The 19761-nt window shown below is 70.2% G+C and carries 15 protein-coding genes; 12 read left to right on the forward strand and 3 right to left on the reverse strand.

What is annotated here, in order from left to right; translation table 11 throughout:
* Positions 1 to 51: 51 nt before the first annotated feature.
* The 9 genes from ACWCP0_RS09185 (at position 52) to ACWCP0_RS09225 (ending at position 12149) form a co-directional block, all read left to right on the forward strand.
* Positions 52 to 1653 carry a polysaccharide biosynthesis tyrosine autokinase gene (locus ACWCP0_RS09185; RefSeq protein WP_451078215.1) on the forward strand — a complete coding sequence of 534 codons (1602 nt, stop codon included), beginning with the start codon at positions 52 to 54 and terminating at the stop codon, positions 1651 to 1653.
* Positions 1654 to 1658: 5 nt separating this feature from the next.
* Positions 1659 to 2642, forward strand: a complete 984-nt coding sequence (locus ACWCP0_RS09190; RefSeq protein WP_451078298.1) for a GDP-L-fucose synthase family protein — start codon at positions 1659 to 1661, stop codon at positions 2640 to 2642.
* 306 nt (positions 2643 to 2948) lie between these two features.
* A complete protein-coding gene (locus ACWCP0_RS09195; RefSeq protein ID WP_451078216.1) occupies positions 2949 to 3824 on the forward strand; it encodes a helix-turn-helix domain-containing protein in 876 nt (291 codons plus the stop codon).
* A gap of 146 nt (positions 3825 to 3970) precedes the next feature.
* Positions 3971 to 5944 (forward strand): maleylacetate reductase and hydroxyquinol 1,2-dioxygenase domain-containing protein, encoded by a 1974-nt coding sequence (locus ACWCP0_RS09200; RefSeq protein ID WP_451078217.1) that lies wholly within the window; start codon positions 3971 to 3973, stop codon positions 5942 to 5944.
* A 15-nt stretch (positions 5945 to 5959) separates the two neighbouring features.
* On the forward strand, positions 5960 to 7723 hold the full coding sequence (locus ACWCP0_RS09205; protein ID WP_451078218.1) for an FAD-dependent oxidoreductase: 1764 nt from the start codon (positions 5960 to 5962) through the stop codon (positions 7721 to 7723).
* A gap of 85 nt (positions 7724 to 7808) precedes the next feature.
* The gene (locus ACWCP0_RS09210; RefSeq protein WP_451078219.1) at positions 7809 to 8591 is read left to right on the forward strand and encodes a CoA transferase subunit A; all 783 of its coding nucleotides are present in this window, start codon (positions 7809 to 7811) and stop codon (positions 8589 to 8591) included.
* The gene (locus ACWCP0_RS09215) at positions 8591 to 9235 is read left to right on the forward strand and encodes a CoA transferase subunit B (protein ID WP_451078220.1); all 645 of its coding nucleotides are present in this window, start codon (positions 8591 to 8593) and stop codon (positions 9233 to 9235) included. The genes ACWCP0_RS09210 and ACWCP0_RS09215 overlap by 1 nt, the downstream gene beginning before the upstream one ends.
* A gap of 116 nt (positions 9236 to 9351) precedes the next feature.
* Positions 9352 to 10542 (forward strand): thiolase family protein, encoded by a 1191-nt coding sequence (locus ACWCP0_RS09220; protein WP_451078221.1) that lies wholly within the window; start codon positions 9352 to 9354, stop codon positions 10540 to 10542.
* A gap of 719 nt (positions 10543 to 11261) precedes the next feature.
* On the forward strand, positions 11262 to 12149 hold the full coding sequence (locus ACWCP0_RS09225; protein WP_451078222.1) for a SigB/SigF/SigG family RNA polymerase sigma factor: 888 nt from the start codon (positions 11262 to 11264) through the stop codon (positions 12147 to 12149).
* Between the two features lie 117 nt (positions 12150 to 12266).
* Here ACWCP0_RS09225 and ACWCP0_RS09230 read toward each other — a convergent pair whose 3' ends face one another.
* Positions 12267 to 12590 (reverse strand): plasmid stabilization protein, encoded by a 324-nt coding sequence (locus ACWCP0_RS09230; protein WP_451078223.1) that lies wholly within the window; start codon positions 12588 to 12590, stop codon positions 12267 to 12269.
* Between the two features lie 67 nt (positions 12591 to 12657).
* Positions 12658 to 13083 carry a CBS domain-containing protein gene (locus ACWCP0_RS09235; protein ID WP_451078224.1) on the reverse strand — a complete coding sequence of 142 codons (426 nt, stop codon included), beginning with the start codon at positions 13081 to 13083 and terminating at the stop codon, positions 12658 to 12660.
* 239 nt (positions 13084 to 13322) lie between these two features.
* Here ACWCP0_RS09235 and ACWCP0_RS09240 point away from each other — a divergent pair, with 239 nt between their 5' ends.
* Complete coding sequence (locus tag ACWCP0_RS09240) at positions 13323 to 15638, forward strand: SpoIIE family protein phosphatase (protein ID WP_451078225.1); 2316 nt, start codon at positions 13323 to 13325, stop codon at positions 15636 to 15638.
* Positions 15639 to 15653: 15 nt separating this feature from the next.
* Here ACWCP0_RS09240 and ACWCP0_RS09245 read toward each other — a convergent pair whose 3' ends face one another.
* A complete protein-coding gene (locus ACWCP0_RS09245; RefSeq protein WP_451078226.1) occupies positions 15654 to 18692 on the reverse strand; it encodes a HAMP domain-containing protein in 3039 nt (1012 codons plus the stop codon).
* 271 nt (positions 18693 to 18963) lie between these two features.
* On the opposite strand from ACWCP0_RS09245, the gene ACWCP0_RS09250 reads away from it, so the two are divergent.
* On the forward strand, positions 18964 to 19125 hold the full coding sequence (locus ACWCP0_RS09250; protein ID WP_451078227.1) for a DUF5670 family protein: 162 nt from the start codon (positions 18964 to 18966) through the stop codon (positions 19123 to 19125).
* An 80-nt stretch (positions 19126 to 19205) separates the two neighbouring features.
* Positions 19206 to 19736: a hypothetical protein gene (locus ACWCP0_RS09255; protein ID WP_451078228.1), complete on the forward strand. Its 531-nt coding sequence runs from the start codon at positions 19206 to 19208 to the stop codon at positions 19734 to 19736.
* Positions 19737 to 19761: the final 25 nt, after the last annotated feature.

Genomic DNA, 19761 nt, shown 5'->3' on the forward strand with positions numbered 1-19761 from the left:
GCTCCGTAAGGTGAGGGCTGCCCTCACTGGATCCGACCGGGGACGGACACCTTGGACCTACGCGACTACCTACGAGTCCTCTCTCGCCGCTGGTGCGCCATCACCGTGCTGACCGTGCTCGGTACGGCCGTCGGCGCGCTCGTCACCTACACCGCGGTCCCCGAATACCGGGCCGGCGCGAAGCTCTTCGTCTCCCTGCAGGGCGGAACCGACGCCGACACGGCTCAGCTCGCACAGGGGAACCTCTTCACGCAGGCTCGCGTGCAGTCGTACGCAGAGGTGGCGGCGAGCCCTCTGGTGACCCGGCATGTCGTGAAGAAACTGAAGCTCGACATGTCGCCGACTCAGCTGAGCGGCAAAATCAGCGCGACGGTCCAGCCCGACACCGTGCTGCTCCGACTCACCGTCACCGACACCCGGCCGGAGCGGGCCGCGCGGATCAGCAATGCCGTGGCCGACCGCTTCGCCAACGTGATCCGCAGTCTCGAACGTCCTGCGGGCGCCGAGACGTCCCCCGTGCGCCTGAGCGTCACCGAGCCGGCCTCCGTGCCGTCCGCGCCCTTCTCCCCACGTCCCGCCATGAACCTCGCCCTCGGGCTGCTGGCCGGCCTGGCCCTCGGAGCCGTCTTCGCCCTGGCAAGGGAAACCCTGGACACCTCGGTACGCAGCACCCAGGCTCTGACCGGGTTCGTGGCCGGTTTCGGCGGGCCGCCCGTACTCGGCAGCATCGCGCGTGACCCACAGACCACCAGCCACTTGGTGGCGGTGCGCGACGACGTGCACGGACTGCGCGCCGAGGGTTTCCGGCGGCTGCGCACCAACCTGCAGTTCGTGGACGTGGACCGGCCGCCGAAAGTGATCGCGGTGACCAGCCCGCTGTCCGGTGAGGGCAAGACCACTGTCGCGGTCAACCTGGCAGCGGCACTGGCCGAGACCGGCGCCTCGGTGTGCCTGGTCGACACCGATCTGCGCCGCCCTTCCACCGCCCGCATCCTGGGGCTGGTCCGGGACGCCGGGCTCACCACCGCGTTGATCGGCCAGGCCGAGGTGGAGCAAGTGCTGCAGTCGACGGACACCTTCTCCGTGCTGACCAGCGGCTCGGTTCCGCCCAACCCCACCGAGCTGCTGGGCAGCGAACAGCTGAAGGCCGCGCTGCTCGCCCTCGCCGAGAAGTTCGACCATGTCGTGCTGGACACCGCTCCGGTTCTCCCGGTCGCGGACGCATCCGTGATCGCCTCCGCCGTCGACGGTTATCTGCTCGTGGTGCGTGCTTCACGCACCAGCCGCGATCAGGTCGGCGAGGCCCTCCGCGCACTGCAGCACGTCGGTGCCTCCGTGCTCGGCACGGTCCTGAACATGGCGTCCGCGAAGGAGGAGCGAGGCGCCCATGGCTACGCCTACGAATACCGTCCGCAGAGCCACACGACCGGCCGCCTCTCCAAGCTGGGCGGGCTGGTGCGCGTCGGCCACTTGACCGGCGGCCTCTCCAAACTGGGCGGACTGGTGCGCGTCGGCAGACCCGCACCGTCCCTCGACACCGCTCCTGCTCTGCCGACTCCCGGCGGAAAACGGGACGTCCAGGTCACGGGTGCAGAGGAAGTACTCCAGAACGGGCCGCGCCCTGTGACCGCCGAACCGAGCGTTCAGCGGTGACCGCCATGACCTCGGCAGGCCACGGGCAGATTCACCGCCCCCTCGACCGCTCGGCGCGCGTGTTCGTGGCCGGAAGCCGTGGGCTCGTCGGGTCGGCCGTGCGGCGGCACCTGGTCCGGGAGGGCTTCACCGACGTGGTCGGCCCCCGCTCCGCGGAACTGGACCTGCGCGAGCGCCGTGCCGTCCTCGACTGGTTCGCGGCCACGCGGCCGGACGTGGTGGTGCTGGCCGCGGCGCGCGTGGGCGGGATCAAGGCCAATGCCACCCAGCCCGCCACATTCATCTCCGACAACCTGCGGATCCAGGTCAATGTGCTGGACGCGGCCCTGGAGCAGGGAGTGCAGCGGCTGCTGTTCCTGGGGTCCAGTTGCATCTACCCGAAATTCGCCGACCAGCCCATCCGCGAGGAGGCACTGCTGACGGGCGCGCTGGAGCCGACCAACGACGCCTACGCCATCGCCAAGATTGCCGGGATCCAGCAGGTGCAGGCGGTACGACGGCAGTACGGCCTGCCGTGGATCTGTGCCATGCCGACCAACCTGTACGGCCCCGGGGACAACTTCCATCCACTCCACTCCCACGTACTGCCGTCGCTGATCCGGCGCTTCCACGAGGCCCACGAGGCAGGAGCTCGGCGGGTGGTGAACTGGGGTAGCGGGATGCCCCGCCGGGAATTCCTGCACGTGGACGACCTCGCCCGGGCATGCCTGCACCTGCTGGAACGCTACGACGCGAGCGGCCCGGTCAACGTCGGAACCGGCATGGACCTGACAATCCGCGAGACCGCACAGCTGGTGGCAGAGGTCGTCGGCTACCAGGGGTCCATCGAGTGGGATGCGGATCAGCCGGACGGCACCCCGCGCAAGCTCCTCGACGTCTCCCGTCTCACTGCTCTGGGCTGGTCACCGCGCATCGGCCTGCCGGAGGGCCTCGCCGAGACCTACGCCTGGTACAGGAAACACCTCGGGTCGGATGCCCTGCGGCAGTGACCAGATGACTCCGGTCGGTCACGATCGCCGATCGTGCCGGCCCCGGAGGCCGGGGTCGATGAAGGCGCCTGACCAGGGCTTACGCCCGTCAGGCGCCTTTTCGTGATGATCCCCGCCCGAACGCCCGTACTCACCTGCGCGGGGACGCCGACGTCGCGCCTCCGCAGCAGGCACCGTCGCAGGAAACCCGCCGCAAGCACCGCAGGGAATGCACTCCAATCATTTAGCATTCAACGAAGAGTATCTGTCACACCACCGCGTGGGAGGCTCGCATGGACACCGCTACCGGGTTCGGAGGTCTCAAGCATGTCTGAGCTGGGACTCCTCGACACCAGTGGCATCCTGCGGCAGTCCTGGGTGAACCCGGACCGGACCAGCTCGGGTCTCGGCTGGGAGCACGCGTACGTGTCCGCCCAGCGGGAAAGGCCGTACCACGCGTCCTTCGATGCTGCCCCCACACACCTGCTGATCCTTCACCTGGGCGGCCCGGTGACCGTCCGGCGCCGGTCCGGCCGGTCGGTGCGGACCCGGCGGGTTCCGGCCGGGGGGATGTTCCTGCACCCGGCGGGTCGCGGGCTGGACGTCGAGCTCGAGGGGGGACTCGACACCGTCCATCTGTACCTCAGCGACCCGGCCCTGCAGGAAGCGCACGGCGGGCACGAGCCGGTGGAGCTCGCCGAGGAGCTGGGCAGCTCGGATCCGCTGGTCGAGCAGCTCGTGCTGGCCCTGGACGGTGCGCTGCGGCACTGGGAGCCCTCCGCCCGCACCTACGTCGATCATCTGGTCGGCACGCTCTCCGCGCAGCTCGCCCGCGCGCACGCGGTCGGCCGCCCCGCGGACCGCGACGGCGCGTTGTCGGGGCTGACCGTTCAACAGCTCATGTCCGCACGGGAACTGATGGAGGAGCGGATCTCCGAGCCGCTGCCCGTCTCCGACCTGGCCGCGGCCACCGGCCTGAGCGCAAGCCAGTTCAGCCGGCAGTTCCGGACCAGCACCGGGAAGTCTCCCCACCAGTTCCTGCTGCAGCTGCGGCTGGACCATGCGCGGCGGCTGCTGCGCGCCACGGTCATGCCCATCCCCGACGTCGCCGTCCGCTGCGGTTTCTCCCACCAGGAACACCTGACGCGCGTGATGCGCGCCAAGCTGGACACGACGCCCGCCGCCGTCCGGCGCGCAGGCTGAGACCCGGGTCCGGGGCCGCCAGGAAGCGGTCCGCCGCGCCAATCCTGCAGAAACACGCGTGAAACGTGCAGGAAACGGAAGGCCCGCCGACGCCACACTCGAGGTCAGAAATTCAGGGACCCACGGCACACGCGAAGGCGGACCCCATGAGGAATTTCGTCCACACCTCCCACCCCTCGCGGGTCATCTTCGGCACCGGTACGGTCAGCCGGGTCCGCGACGAAGTCGAGCGGCTCGGCTGTTCCCGTGTCCTGCTCCTGTCCAGCCCACCGGTGGCCGAGGCCGCCGCACGGGTGCGTGACGTCCTCGGTGACGTCACCGTGGCGGAGTTCGACGGTGCCGCCATGCACACTCCGGTGGACGTGACCGAAAGGGCCCTCGGGATCCTTCGGGAGCACTCCGCCGACTGCCTGGTGGCCGTCGGCGGCGGTTCCACGACGGGGCTGGCCAAGGCCCTGGCGCTGCGCACCGATCTGCCGCAGCTCATTCTTCCGACCACGTACGCCGGTTCCGAGGTCACCCCCGTCCTGGGCGAGACACGGGACGGACGCAAGACCACACGGTCCTCGCCGGCGATCCTGCCCGAAACCGTCGTCTACGACGTCGAGTTCACCCTCGGCCTACCGGTGGGCATGTCGCTCACGAGCGCGATCAACGCGATGGCCCATGCCGTCGAGGCCCTCTACTCGCCGCAGGCGAACCCGGTCGTCGACGGCATGGCGCTCGACGCGATCGCCAGGATCGCCCGCGCCCTGCCGGCCCTCGTCGCCGAACCGTCCGACACCGAGGCACGCGCCGACCTCCTGCATGCCGCATGGCTCGCCGGTACCTGCCTCGCCTCCGTCGGCATGGGGCTGCACCACAAGCTCTGCCACACGCTGGGCGGTGCTTTCGAGCTGCCGCACGCCGAGACGCACACCGTGGTCCTGCCGCACGCGATGGCCTACAACGCCCCGGCAGCCCCGGACGTCATGAGCCGCATCGCCGACGCGCTGGGCGTGGCGGACGCCCCGAGCGGGGTGTTCGACCTGATCGCCTCCGTGGGAGGCCCCACGTCGCTGCGCGAGCTGGGCCTGGCGGAAGCGGATCTGCCGCAGGCCGCGCGGCTGGCCACCTCGACGCCGTACCCCAACCCGCGGGAGCTGACGCCCCAGGGAATCGAGAGCCTGCTGCGTGATGCCTGGCACGGCCGCCGTCCGGTTCCGCCGGACCGGGCACCTGGGGCAACGGTCTCCCCGGCACGCGGAGCGGCCTCGGACACGGAACGCCTGACCGATCAGGTGGTGGCGAGCTTCGCCGACGCACCCGATCCGCGGGTCGGGCAGCTGCTCGGCGACCTCGTACGGCACCTGCACCATTTCGTGACGAGCAATGACGTCACCGAGTCCGAGTGGCAGCACGCGATCGACTTCCTGACCCGTACCGGGCAGATCTGCACCAGCACCCGTCAGGAGTTCGTGCTGCTGTCCGACACGCTCGGTGTCTCCAGCGTCGTCGACCTGCTCACGAACTCCCGTACCCCGCAGACCACTCCGTCGGCGGTTCTCGGGCCGTTCTACACGGACGGTCCACCGGAGACCGCGCAGGGCGGGGACATCTCGCAGGGCGTGGCCGGCACTCCGCTGTGGGCCGACATCGGCATCACCGACACGGACGGACGGCCCCTGGCGGATGCCGTCGTGGACGTCTGGCAGGCCGACAAGGACGGGTTCTACGACGTCCAACTGGCCGAATTCGACGGACCGGTGCTCCGGGGCCGACTGCGCACCGATGCGGAGGGCCGCCTGCGCTTCTGGACGACCCTGCCGGCCGAGTACCCCATCCCGGACGACGGACCGGTGGGACAGATGCTCCAGGCCGTGGGCCGCCATCCCTATCGTGCCCCCCATCTGCACTTCATGATCTCCGCACCCGGCCACCAGCGCCTGGTCACCCAGCTGTTCGTGAAGGGCGGCCACTACATCGACTCCGACACCGTGTTCGGCGTCAAGGAGGGCCTCGTCGTCGACTTCACGCCCGGTGCCGGTGCGCCCCCGGACGGCCGTGAGGTCGACGGGGAGTGGCGCAGCCTGCAGTTCACCTTCCGCATCGCCCGCCTGGCCGACGGCCCTGCACACTGACCTGGAGCAGTCCCCATGGAATCGACCCACGCCTACGACACCGACGTCCTCGTGGTCGGCAGTGGCCCCGCCGGTGGATCCGCGGCCCTGCTTCTCGCCACCTACGGCATACGCACCCTGCTCGTCACCAAGTACGGCTGGCTGGCCAACACCCCTCGTGCGCACATCACCAACCAGCGCACCATGGAGGTGCTGCGCGACCTCGGCGTGGACGGCGAAGCCGTCGCGGCCGGAAGCCCCGCCGAACTCATGGGCGACACGGTCCTGTGCACCGCCCTGGCCGGCGAGGAGATCGGCCGGATCCGCAGCTGGGGCACCGGCCCCCACGCGGCGACCGAGTACGGGGTCGCCAGCCCCGCGCAGATGGTCGACCTTCCGCAGACCTACCTGGAACCGATCCTGGTGAACAACGCGGCGGCGCGGGGCGCCAAGATCCGCTTCGACACCGAGTTCCTCAGCCTGGAACAGGACGCCGACGGCGTCACCGCCCGGCTCCGGGACCGGCTGCGCGGGGACGAGTTCACCGTGCGGGCCCGCTATCTGATCGGAGCGGACGGCGGCCGCAGCAGTGTGGCGGAGCAGATCGGGCTGCCGATCGCCGGCGAGAGCGGCAAGGCCGGCAGCATGAACATCGTCTTCAAGGCGGACCTGTCACGGCACGTGGCCCACCGCCCGAGTGTTCTGTACTGGGTGATGCGTCCCGGCGCCCACATGGGCGGCATCGGCATGGGTCTGGTGCGGATGGTCCGGCCCTGGGACGAATGGCTGCTGGTGTGGGGATACGACATCGACCAGCCCCCGCCGCAGATGGACGAGGCCACCGCCCGGGACATCGTCCACGACCTCATCGGCGACCGGGACATCCCCGTCGAGATCACCTCGAGCTCGTTGTGGACGGTCAACCACAGCTACGCCACCACGTATTCGGCCGGGCGGGTCTTCTGTGCCGGGGACGCGGTACACCGGCACCCGCCGTCCAACGGACTCGGTTCCAACACCTCGATCCAGGACTCGTACAACCTGGCCTGGAAGCTCGCCATGGTCATCCGCGGTCAGGCCGGACCCGGGCTGCTCGACACCTACTCGGCGGAGCGGGCACCGGTGGGCAAGCAGATCGTCGATCGCGCGAACCTCAGCCGCGATCAGTTCGGCCCGATCTTCCAGGCGCTCGGCCTCGACGAGTACAGCGAGGAGGAGCACATCGCCGACGGTCTCGCCGCGTGCCGCAGCGAGACGGCCGACGGCACCAAACGGCGGCAGGCGCTGGAGGAGGCCATCCAGCTGAAGAACTACGAGTTCAACGCCCACGGTGTCGAGATGAACCAGCGCTACGTGTCCGCGGCGGTCGTCCAGGACGACGACACCGCCGAGGCCTGGCCACGGGATCCGGAACTGTTCCACCAGGCGACGACCCGCCCCGGTGCCAAACTGCCGCACGCCTGGCTCGTCGACGGCGACGGTCACCGCGTGTCCACGCTGGACGTCGTCGGCAAGGGAGTCTTCACACTGGTCACCGGGCTCTCCGGTGGAGTGTGGGAGGCCGCGGCGGCCGCCTGCGAGGAGGCTCTGGGGCTTCCGCTGACGTGCGTCCGCATCGGCGACCGGAACAGCCGCGACGCCTACGGCGAGTGGCGCCGGACATCGGAACTGGCCGAGGACGGGTGTCTGCTCGTCCGCCCGGACGGACACATCGCCTGGCGGGCCGCTTCGGCACCGGATGCCGACTCGACGGCGTACGAGGAACTGCTCGACGCACTGAGGACCGTGCTGCAGCGCTGAGGCGCGCACGACGCGCAGAGGACCACACGAACAAGGGCGAACGCCACGTGCGCTGTTCGCCGGACCGGAACGGAGTGCAGTGCATATGGACAAGGTGGTTGCCACCGCCGAGGAGGCGCTGTCCGGCGTCATGGACGGAGCGTCCCTGGCCGTGGGCGGCTTCGGCCTCAGCGGTGTCCCCGATGTGCTGATCCAGGCGCTGTACGCCACCGGCGCGAGCGGGCTGAGCGTGGTGTCCAACAACTGCGGCGTGGACGGCGGCGGGCTGGGAATCCTTCTCGCCGCGGGCCGCATAGCCCGCGTCACCGGCTCGTACGTCGGTGACAACAAGGAGTTCGCCCGCCAGTACCTTTCGGGGGAACTGCTGCTCGAGCTGACACCGCAGGGCACGCTCGCCGAACGTCTGCGAGCCGGAGGCTGCGGAATCCCCGCCTTCTTCACGCCCGCCGGTGTCGGCACCCAGGTCGCCGAGGGCGGCCTGCCATGGCGCTACGCGCCCGACGGGACCGTGGCCGTCGCGTCACCGCCCAAGGAAGTACGCGAGTTCGACGGCCGGCGTTACGTGCTCGAGCACGGCATCACCACCGACTTCGCGCTCGTCAGGGCCGCCAAGGGCGACCGCCACGGCAATCTCGTCTTCCACCGCTCGGCCCGCAACTTCAACCCGCTCGCCGCGATGGCGGGCCGCGTCACGATCGCGGAGGTGGAGCACTTGGCCGAGCCCGGCGAGCTCGACCCGGACGAGATCCACCTGCCCGGCGTGTTCGTCCAGCGCGTGGTCGAACTGACCCCGGAGCAGGCCGCGGACAAGCACATCGAAAGGCGCACGGTGTCCGCGCCTTCAGCACGAGAGACGGTGCAGCACTGATGGCATGGACCAGGGACGAGATGGCCGCGCGCGCGGCGGCCGAGATCCACGACGGCGACTACGTGAACCTCGGGATCGGACTGCCCACGCTGGTCCCCGAGCACGTGGCCGAGGGAGTCCACGTGGTGCTCCAGTCGGAGAACGGCATCCTCGGCGTCGGCCCGTACCCCGCGGAGGAAGACGTGGACCCCGACCTGATCAACGCGGGCAAGGAGACGGTCACGGTGCTGCCGGGCGCGAGCTTCTTCGACTCCGCGCTGTCCTTCGGAATGATCCGGGGCGGCCACATCGACACCGCCATTCTCGGGGCCATGCAGGTCTCCGCCACCGGGGACCTCGCCAACTGGATGATCCCCGGCAAGATGGTGAAGGGCATGGGCGGTGCGATGGACCTCATCCACGGCGCCCGGCGGGTGATCGTCGTGATGGACCACTGCGCCAAGGACGGGAGTCCGAAGGTCGTCGATTCCTGCACCCTCCCCCTCACCGGGGTCGCGTGCGTCGACCGCATCATCACCGACCTCGGCGTCCTGGACGTCACCGAGGACGGTCTCGTCCTCGTCGAGACCGCACCCGGCGTCAGCGCGGACGAGGTCGTCAGCCGTACGGCCGCGCCCCTGCGCGTGCCGGACCCGGTCGGCTGACCTCGCGTCGGCCCCCTGGACCCCGCCGGCCGGGTTCCCGGACAGCACCCGGACCGGTGGGCTCAACTCACCCACTCCCCCGAACTCCCTCCCCCCACCACACACAAGGAGTCCCGATGAACGAGCGCCTGCGGGACGTCTACGTCGTCGACGCCGTCCGCACACCCATCGGCCGTTACGGCGGTGCCCTGTCCTCCGTACGCCCCGACGACCTCGCCGCCGGTGTGCTGCGCAAGCTGCTCGACCGCAGCCCCGCCCTGGACCCGGCCCTCATCGGCGACGTGTTCTTCGGCAACGCCAACGGCGCCGGGGAGGAGAACCGTGATGTCGCCCGCATGGCCGTCCTGCTGGCCGGCCTTCCCGTGACGGTCCCCGGAGCCGCCGTCAACCGCCTGTGCGGCTCGGGGATGGAGGCCGTCATCCAGGCCGCACGCGCCGTGGCGGTCGGCGACGCCTCCGTCGCCGTGGCCGGCGGAGTGGAGTCGATGAGCCGGGCCCCGTGGGTCCTGCCCAAACCGGAGCGTGCCTTCCCGGTCGGCAACCAGCAGCTGTACTCCACCACCCTCGGCTGGCGGATGGTCAACCCGCTGATGCCTGACGAGTGGACCATCCCGCTCGGCGAGACCGCCGAGCTGATCGCCGACAAGTACGGAATCACCCGCGAGGCCCAGGACGTCTTCGCGCTCGCCAGCCACGAGAAGGCCGCCCGGGCCTGGAAGAACGGTGCGTACGACGCCGAGGTCGTCCCCGTCGAAGGCGTGGAGCTTCCCCGCGACGAGGGGATCCGGGACAACACCTCCCTCGAGGCGCTGGCCCGCCTCAAGCCGGTGTTCCGCGAGGGCGGCACGGTCACGGCCGGCAACGCCTCACCCCTCAACGACGGCGCGGCAGCCCTGCTGCTGACCGACGAGGCCGGGCTGGCCGAGACGGGCCGTGAGCCGCTGGCCAGGATCCGCGCCAGTGCCGTGACCGGCATCGAGCCGCAGTACTTCGGCCTCGGCCCGGTCGAGGCGATGCGCAACGCACTGACGAAGGCAGGGCGCGCCTTCGACGACCTGCACACCGTCGAGCTCAACGAGGCCTACGCCGCGCAGGCGCTCGGCTGCCTGGCAGCCCTGCCCGAACTCGACTCGGGCATCCTCAATCCGAGGGGCGGCGCCGTCGCCATCGGGCATCCCCTCGGCGCCTCCGGTGCCCGCATCACCGGAGCGGTCGCGCACCAGCTCGCCGCGGCCGGCTCGGGCACGGGCCTGGCCGCGCTGTGCATCGGTGTCGGGCAGGGCCTGGCGCTGGTCCTGGAGCGCTGAGGCGCGGGCAACGGGCGGTCGTCGTACTCCGTGCCTTCGGGCCGGTAGCACTTCGGCGCAGTGCGCGGGGTGCCGCACGGGAGAACGACATCGCCGCGTACGGCGGCCCGGCCGTCCCGCGGACGGCTTGATTCCTCGCGGCCGGCCGGATTCCTCGCGGCCGGCCGCACCATCCGGTTCACCGCTGACGAGCCCGGCCGGCGGAATGCGGCCGAACACCGTACGAAGATCGAGCAGATCCGGGCGGACAACGACATGCCACCAGGGGCCGCTTCCTCTTCGTCGAGGTGACCATGCTCGACCCGTCCGGATTCGAGTCCGGAATGCACCCCGTCCGAATTCGAGTCCGGGATACAGGTGCGCGCCGAGGTGATGCACGGCCGCCGGCGCCGCGCGCCTGCTGTGCATGCGGGACGAGGACGGCCGGTGGCCGCGAATCCGCTGGTCCGCTTCCTGCGCCTCTCGCTCTTCGGCCGGGGGAGGTCGCTCCGGCCACGCACGAGGTGATGCGTGCATCGGAACCGGACCGGGCCGCAGGCCGCACCTCCATGTCGGCGGACGAACGGGCATTCGTCACGCTTCGCACGCGGGCGTGCACAGCACCGACCAGCCAAAGAAAGCTTCAGCAAAGGACAAACGGGTATCAAAGGGATTGAGCTCGACGGACGGTCCCGCCGCCATCGGCGCAGGCCACAGCCCGTCGAAGGAGCCGCGTTCTCATGTCCAGCTTCCCGATCACCCGTGATCCCACCGTCCGTGCCTGCCGTCCGGAACGGCCGGCGGCACTGGATGACCTTCCGGAGATCCCCGACCCGCACACCATCAGCACGATGGACGCACGGGCCCTGTCGACCGCCCTTTTCCGGCGGCTGCGCACGCTGGAGGAGGGCACGGCGGAGTACTCGTACGTCCGCAACACGCTGGTGGAGCTCAACATGAGCCTCGTGAAGTTCGCGGCGACCCGGTTCCGCGGCCGCAGCGAACCGATGGAGGACATCGTCCAGGTGGGCACGGTCGGCCTGATCAAGGCCATCAACCGCTTCGACGTCGAGCGCGAGGTCGAGTTCACGTCCTTCGCGCTGCCCACCGTCGCCGGCGAGATCAAGCGCTTCTTCCGCGACACCAGCTGGGCCGTCCGCGTGCCGCGGCGCCTCCAGGAACTGCGGCTGGACCTCGCAAAGGCGTACGACGTCCTGGAGCAGCACCTTGGACACGCCCCCACCGTGGCCGAACTGGCTGCCCGGCTCGGGATCACCGAGGACGAGGTCGCCGAGGGCCAGCGGGCCGCCAACGGCTATGTGGCCCGCTCCATTGAGCCTCTCGAGGACGACGAGGCCGTCAGCCCGCTCGCCCGTCGGCTGGGAGCGGAGGACCCGGCACTGGACATCGTGGAGTGCCTGGAGTGCCTCAAGCCGCTGATCGCCGACCTGCCCGAGCGCGAACGCACGATCCTTTCGCTGCGGTTCGGCGACGAGCTCACGCAGTCCGAGATCGGGGAGCGGCTCGGGATCTCACAGATGCATGTCTCCCGCCTGCTCGCCGGCATCCTCACCAAGCTGCGGAAAGGGCTCCTGGCGGACGACGACCCTCCTGAAGGGGCTCCCTGAAGGCCTGAAGAGGCTCCCTGAGGGCAGGTCCGCCCTGAGCGCAGATGAAGGCCGGTCCGCCCTGAGCGCAGATGAGGGCCGGTCCGCCCTGAGCGCAGATCCACGGAGCAGGAGCGGTCAGTAGCCGAGTTCGCGAGCGAGTTCCTCCTTGTTCATCTTGGAACGGCCTTCGAGGTTGCGGCTCTTGGCCTCCTCGTAGAGCTGGTCGTACGTCGGCCCCTGCGCGCCCTTGTGGGAGCGCAGTCCGCCACGACGACTCGACGAGATGTCCTGCGTGGACGTGCGGCTCGCGGTCTCGGACTCGCCGCTGCGTGCGCGTTCCTTGTTGACTGTGCGCGCGGCGATCTCCTTCGCACGCTCGGGGCTCTCGCCGCGCTCCAGCGCGCTCTCCTTGATGTGCTCGTACTGACGTTCACGCTTGGGACTGGATCCTCGGGGCATCGCCGAGCCTCCTTCCATACCCGGATCGACCGGATCGGGCTGGGTTCCTTGCACGCCGCGGATCGCCTCACGCACCACTGTTGGGCGGGCCTGCGCTGATCCCGGCGAGGACGGAACCCGGGTCACGGGCCCTCGCGAGGTCTCCGAGGGTGACGACACCCAAGGCGCGACCGTCCTCGACCACCGCGAGCCTTCGCACCATGTGCATCCGCATCAGCCACACGGCCTTCGAGGCCTCCTCGTCGGGACGGATGGTGAGCACCTCCGGGGTACACACGGAACGCACCGGCATGATGTACGGGTCATGGCCCATGGCGACCGAACGGACGGCGATGTCCCGGTCCGTCAGCACACCGAGCAGCCGGCCGTCGTCGGCGACCATCACATCGCCGATGTCCTCGTCCCGCATGAGCCGGGCGGCCTCGACGAGCGACGCGTCGGGAGGCAGGGTCCGCACTCCCGTCGTCATCACGTCCTTCACCAGCTGAGCCATGGCATTCACGCTCCCTTCGCCGACGTATCGCGCCTGCCCTGGTTCCGCCCGGTTATCCGGTGAAAGTCCGTGGAGCGCATGATTGGGACCGGCCAAGGGACCGATGAAGGCGCACCGAGCCCACAGCGGGCCGGCGCGGACCTCTGGCGTCACAGTCGGTGACGGGTCATGTGAAGTACGGCGGCCACACATGGGCCGGTATGCCCGAGTAGACTCCGGTTCGTCACGCTGGAGACGAGATGACCATGCCCGATCAGGGGCGGGCCGAGCCTGCGCCCGACCAGTTGGCCGCCGCGGTCACACAGCTCGCCGCCGAGCTCTCCGCCCTGCGCCGCGATCTTGCGCGGCGCCATCTGCTCGACCTCGCCTCGGGCGTACTTGTCGCGCAGCTCTCCCTCACCCCGTCCGATGCCGCCGACCACCTCACACAGCTCGCGGAGACGACCGGGGTCCCCGAGGAGGATCTCGCCGCGGACATCCTCAACGCGTCGGGAACGGACAGGGAGGGGGCCCGGGACAGGGACACGGCCGCGGACAGCGGTGCGGACACACGCCGGGACCAGGACCGGGACCGGGACCGGGACGAGGCGCGCAGGGCGCGTCGTACGGAGGCCGCGGCGGAAACCGCCGCCTGGACCGGCGGCACGGTCGGCGAAGTCGCCGAGACCCTCCTGGACGGCGGCCTGCGCCCACTCGGAGTGCGCGGCCTGTGGCTGTTCCGGCGAACGGAGACGGATTGCCTGGATCTGGCCGGCCACGCAGGGGTGAGCCGACTGGAGGCAGCGCACTGGAAGTGGGTGCCTCCGTTTGCGGGCAGTCCGCTGCACCGCGTGCTGGGGGAGGCGGCCCCCGCGTGGTTTCCGGCCGGTCCTCCCGGTGCCGAACGGCTGCCGGGGCCCACCCCGGACGCCGCCCGCGCCCTGCTACCGCTGCGGCAGTACGGGACGGTGACAGGACTGGCCCTCGCCGACTGGCCGGGCCGCAGGGAGCTCGACGAACCGGTGAAACGGGCCCTGACCGCGCTGGCCGTCCCCGCAGCACGCATCCTGGACACGGGTGCCGACGATCCGGCGCAGCCGGCCGCACTCGCCGCGCTGCTCGATGTGATGACGCATCCCGCGATGGTCCTCTGCGCCGCGCCGGGGACCGGGGCCCTGCACATCGAGCATCTCAACCGGCCGGCGCTGGACTCGGCGGGCCATGTGCACGGGGCGGCGGGCCGTCCGCTGGCCCAGGTGTTCCCGGCCATGGAGCCGGATCTCGTGCGGCTGGAGCGGGCGGCGCGGGAGTGGGCCGCTCCGCAGCGGGCGGCCAGACTGCCCGTGGTGCACAGGGCCGGTGACCCGGAACCGCTGCACGACGTCCGGGTGCTGCCCGTCGGCCCCGGCAGGACCGTGGTGCTCTGGCACGGCGCGACCGACCCGGGGATGGCGCTGGCGCGGGTGCTGGGCAGGCTGGAGAACCTGGCCGCGTTCGAGGACGACCTGATCACCGGGACGTCCCGGTGGAGCGAGCAGGCCTACCGGATCTTCGGCCTCGACTCCGGCACGCCCCCGGTGCCGCTGCGCCGACTGGCACCGCGGCTCCACCGCGACGAGACAGGCAGGCTGGAAGACCTGCTGGCCGAGCTGACCGAGCGCCGCCAGGGCGCGCACACCGTCGTCCGGGCGGTGCGGGAGGACGGCGGGCTCCGCCATGTCCGGATCGCCGCGGAGCCGCTGCTGACGGGCGGTGTGCTCACCGGGATCACCGGCGTGTACCAGGACGTGTCCGCGCAGCACCACACCGAGATCGCCCTCACTGCCACCTTCGACCGGCTGACCGCGGCCCAGACCCAGGCGGCGCTCCGGCATCAGCTGGTCATCCAGTTGCAGCAGGCGATCGTCCCCGAAGTGCCCGTGCTCCAGCGGCTGCCCGGTCTGCAGGTAGCGGCCCGCTACCGGCCGGCGGCCGAGGAGTACCGGGTCGGCGGCGACTGGTACGACGTACTGCCGCTGCCGAACGGCCGGGTGCTGATCGCCGTCGGCGACATCGCGGGGCACGGCATCGACTCGGTGACCGGCATGGTCTCGCTGCGCAACGCGCTGCGCGGGCTGGCGTTCACCGGCCACTCGCCGGCGCGGCTGATGGCCTGGCTCAACGAGGTCACCCTGCACACGCACGGCCATCCGACGGCCACGGCGGTGTGCGCCCTGTACGACCCCGTGGACCGGTCGCTGCGCTGGGCCAGCGCTGGCCACCTGCCGCCGCTGCTGCTCCGCGACAACCGGGCGTCCTTCCTCGAGCCGCCGCGGAACATCCTGCTGGGCGCGGTGCCGTCCGCCGACTACGCCGAGGTGGTGACACCGCTCGCACCGGACGACACCCTGATGCTGTACACCGATGGTCTGGTCGAGCGCCGCCACACGGGACTCGACGAGAGCCTGGCGAGCCTGCGACGCGCGGCGGAGCGGCTCGGCCCGGGCGGGCTGGACGAGCGTACGGACCGGCTGCTGACGTCGGTCACCGGAGACACGGACGACGACACCAGTCTGGTGGTCGTCCGGGTCTCCTGATCAACGGATCCGCGCTCAGCGCTGGAGCCACTTGCGTACCCGGGTGACCAGGTCGTACGCATCGACCGGCTTGGTGATGTAGTCGTTGGCCCCGGCCGCGAGGCTCTTGGCGCGGTCCCCGGGCATGGCCTTGGCGGTGACGACGATGACGGGCACGGCGGAGAACCTCGGCAGCTTCCTGATGGCGGCGGTGGCGCTGTAACCGTCCATCCCGGACATCATCACGTCCATGACGATCAGATCCACGTCCTGACGGGCGATGAGCAGATCGCTGCCCGAGCGCCCGTCGGCCGCGGTGAGTACGTGCATCCCCTCGGCCTCCAGGATCTCGGTGAGCGCGAAGACGTTCCGGTCGTCGTCGTCGATGATCAGCACCACGCGCCCGGCAAGGCTTCCGTCGTGGACCGGCCGCCGCTCCGTCACGGACCGCAGGCCGTGGGGCTCGCGGGCGGCGAGCCCGGGCGGGGGGTGCTCGGGGAGTTTTCCCCCGACGGGTACGTAGAAGGTGAAGACGCTGCCCTCGCCGAGCCTGCTCTCCGCGACGATCACCCCGCTGAGGAGCTGGGCGACCTCGCGGCTGATGGAGAGTCCGAGGCCGGTGCCGCCGTAGCGGCCAGTGCTGACCGCGCCCTGCTGAAAGGCCCCGAAGATGGAGTCCAGATGTTCGGGCGCGATGCCGATGCCGGTGTCCTTGACCCGGAAGGCGAGCACCGGCAGGCCGTGCAGTGACGCGGGGAGTTCGTCGTCGGTGGCGTGCTCGACCCGCAGTTCGACGCCGCCGAGCTCGGTGAACTTCAGGGCGTTCGAGAGCAGATTGCGCAGCACCTGGCGGAGACGGTTCTCGTCGGTGGTGATGTCGGCGGGCACGTCGTCCGCTGTGACGACCCCGAATTCCAGGCCGCGCTCGCTCGCCAGCGGCCGGAAGGACATCTCGACGTACTCCAGCAACCGGTGCAGCGGGAAGCGCTCGCGGTGGACGTCCATCTTGCCCGCCTCGACCTTGGACAGATCGAGGATGTCGTTGATCAGCTGAAGCAGGTCGGAGCCGGCGGAGTGGATGACCTCGGCGTAGTCGACCTGCTTCGCGGTCAGATTGCCCTCGGGGTTCTGGGCGAGCAGCTGGGCCAGGATGAGCAGGCTGTTGAGCGGGGTTCGCAGCTCATGGCTCATGTTGGCGAGGAATTCGGACTTGTACATGGAGGTGCGGGAGAGCTGTTTGGCCCGCTCCTCCAGCTCCTGCCTGGCCTGTTCGATCTCCAGGTTCTTGCGCTCGATGTCCCGGTTGCGGTCGGCGAGCAGCGCGGCCTTCTCCGCCAGCTCCGCGTTGGAGCGCTGGAGTTCCTCCTGGCGGGCCTGCAACTCCTGGGAACGGGCGCGCAGTTCGGCGGTGAGCCGCTGCGACTGCTCCAGCAGCTCGTCGGTGCGGGCATGGGCGATCAGCGAGCTGACGTTGACGCCGACGGTCTCGATGAACTGGTCGAGGAAGTCCCGGTGGATACGGGTGAAAGGCCGCAGCGCGGCCAGCTCCACAACGCCGAGCACCTGGTCCTCGACCACGATCGGCAGCACGATCAGGGCGCCGGGGTCCCCGGCTCCGAGGCCGGAGGAGATCGTGACGAAGCCGGGCGGCAGATCGTCGACGGCGATGGTGCGGCGGCTGAGGGCGGCCTGGCCCACCAGGGACTCGCCGAGCCGGAAGCGGGCCGGCGAACGGGCGGGCTGAACGTCGCGCCCTGTGGCCCCGGCAGGCCCGGCCTGGGCCGCCGGCACTCCGTACGCGGCGGCCATGACGAGCTCCGGGCCGCTGCCGTCCGCGGCCTCCTCGGCCAGGTAGATCGCTCCGTACTGGGCCGAGACCAGCGGTGGCACCTCGTTCATGATGACCGTGGCGAACTGAGCAGGGTCGCTGCTGCCCTGCATCAGTCCGGAGATGCGGGCCAGGTTGGTCTTGAGCCAGTCCTGCTCCTCGTTGGCACGGATGGTGGCACGGAGCGACTCGACCATCGAGTTGATGTTGTCCTTGAGGTCTCCGACCTCGCCCGGGGCCTCCACGGCGATGGACCGCGTCAGATCGCCTTCCGCGACGGCGCTGGTCACCTCGGCGATGGCGCGGACCTGCCGGGTGAGGTTTCCGGCGAGCTCGTTGACGTTCTCCGTGAGCCTCTTCCAGGTGCCGGAGACGCCTTCGACCTCGGCCTGGCCGCCGAGCCGGCCTTCGCTGCCGACCTCGCGGGCGACGCGGGTGACCTCGGCGGCGAACGACGACAGCTGATCGACCATCGTGTTGATGGTCGTCTTGAGCGCCAGGATCTCGCCGCGCGCGTCGACGTCGATCTTGCGGGTCAGGTCGCCCTGGGCGACGGCCGTCGTGACCTGGGCGATGTTGCGGACCTGGTTGGTCAGGTTGGTCGCCATGGAGTTGACGTTGTCGGTGAGGTCCTTCCAGGTGCCGGACACACCACGGACAGTGGCCTGACCGCCCAGGTTGCCCTCGGTACCGACCTCGCGGGCCACGCGGGTGACCTCCTCGGCGAACGAGGAGAGCCGCTCGACCATCGTGTTGATGGTGTCCTTCAGCTCCAGGATCTCGCCGCGCGCGTCGACCCGGATCTTCTGGGTCAGGTCTCCGCGTGCCACCGCGGATGCGACCTGGGATATCGACCGCACCTGCGAGGTGAGGTTGTCGGCCATGGTGTTCACGCCGGTGGTGAGTTCCTGCCAGACGCCGCCGACGCCCTTGACCCGCGCGTGACCGCCGAGCCGCCCCTCACCGCCGACCTCCCGGGCGACCCGTGTGACCTCGGAGGTGACCAGCGACAGCTGGTCGACCATGCCGTTGTAGACCGCGGCGATCTCGCCCATGATGCCCCCGGCGTCGTCGGGCAGCCGGGAGGAGAAGTCCCCGTCGCGTACGGCCGTGAGCCCTGCCAGGAGCTTCCTGAGCCCTTCCTCGCTCAGCGCGGCCGGCGGCCGGGCCTCCACCGCGGCGTGGTCCTGCGGACATGCCGGGAGATGGTCCTGCGGGTGGTCCCGTGAGTGGCCTGATACGTCCATCGCCGACCTCGTGTCACTCGTTCGGCGTCTTCTTTCACTCTCGACTCTCGCACGCGCTCCCCCTGGCGACACCCCCGGATGGCCTGGGGCGGCGGAGTGCGGCGATCTCCGCGCGCATCGTTTTCCCGGTGTCCCGCGGCTCCGGGCCCCAGGCACGCATCGATTGATGAATGTCCCGTACAGGCCAAAGCCCGGACCGTGGCATTCCCCTACGTGTGGCGGAATGCAGAGAGGGCAGACGCAGGACACACGCAATCATGGAGGTGACGTCATGGTCCCGCTGCTCCTCGTTCTGCTCCTCGTGCTGATCCTTTTCGGTGCGGGATTCGCACTGGACGTGCTCTGGTGGGTCGCGGTCATCCTGCTGGTGGTATGGCTGCTCGGATTCTTCCTTCGTCCGGCGGGCGGCGGCGGTCGCTGGTATCGCTGGTAGCCGGGGCCTGCGAGTTCGCACACATGTCCCCGCACCATCCGAGGCGAGCCTCGTAACGCCGCGAAATGCGAGGAGGACCTGTGCATCACAAATATCTGAGCATTTACCTGAACGACCACTTGGCCGGCGCCACATCGGGAGTGGAACTGTCCCGGCGCGTCGCTCGTGCGCACCGCTCCTCGGCCCGTGCCGCAGAGGTGCAGCACCTGGCCGAGGACATCGCCGAGGACCGCCAGAGCCTCCTGGACCTCATGCGTTCTCTGGAGGTCGCACCACACCGGTACAAGGTCTACGGAGGCTGGGCCGTGGAGAAGATCGCCAGGCTCAAGCCCAACGGCCACGCCCATCGCCGCTCGGGGCTGAGCACAGTCGTCGAGCTGGAAACCCTGCGGATGGGTATTCAGGGGAAGTACCTCTTGTGGCGGGCGCTGGCCGTCGCATCCACGGAGTCGGAGGATCTCGACCACTCGCGCCTCCACGAACTGATGGATCGGGCAACAAGCCAGATGGCGATCGTGGACGCGCTGCACGGCACCGCTGCGAGAACTGTCCTGGCCGGGGGTCACGGCCGACGTGAACCGCTGCCGCAGGCGCACCCGCGGCCGAGTTGACGCTTGCGACGCGTCGACACTCGCG

Source organism: Streptomyces sp. NPDC001970 (genome assembly GCF_053594115.1).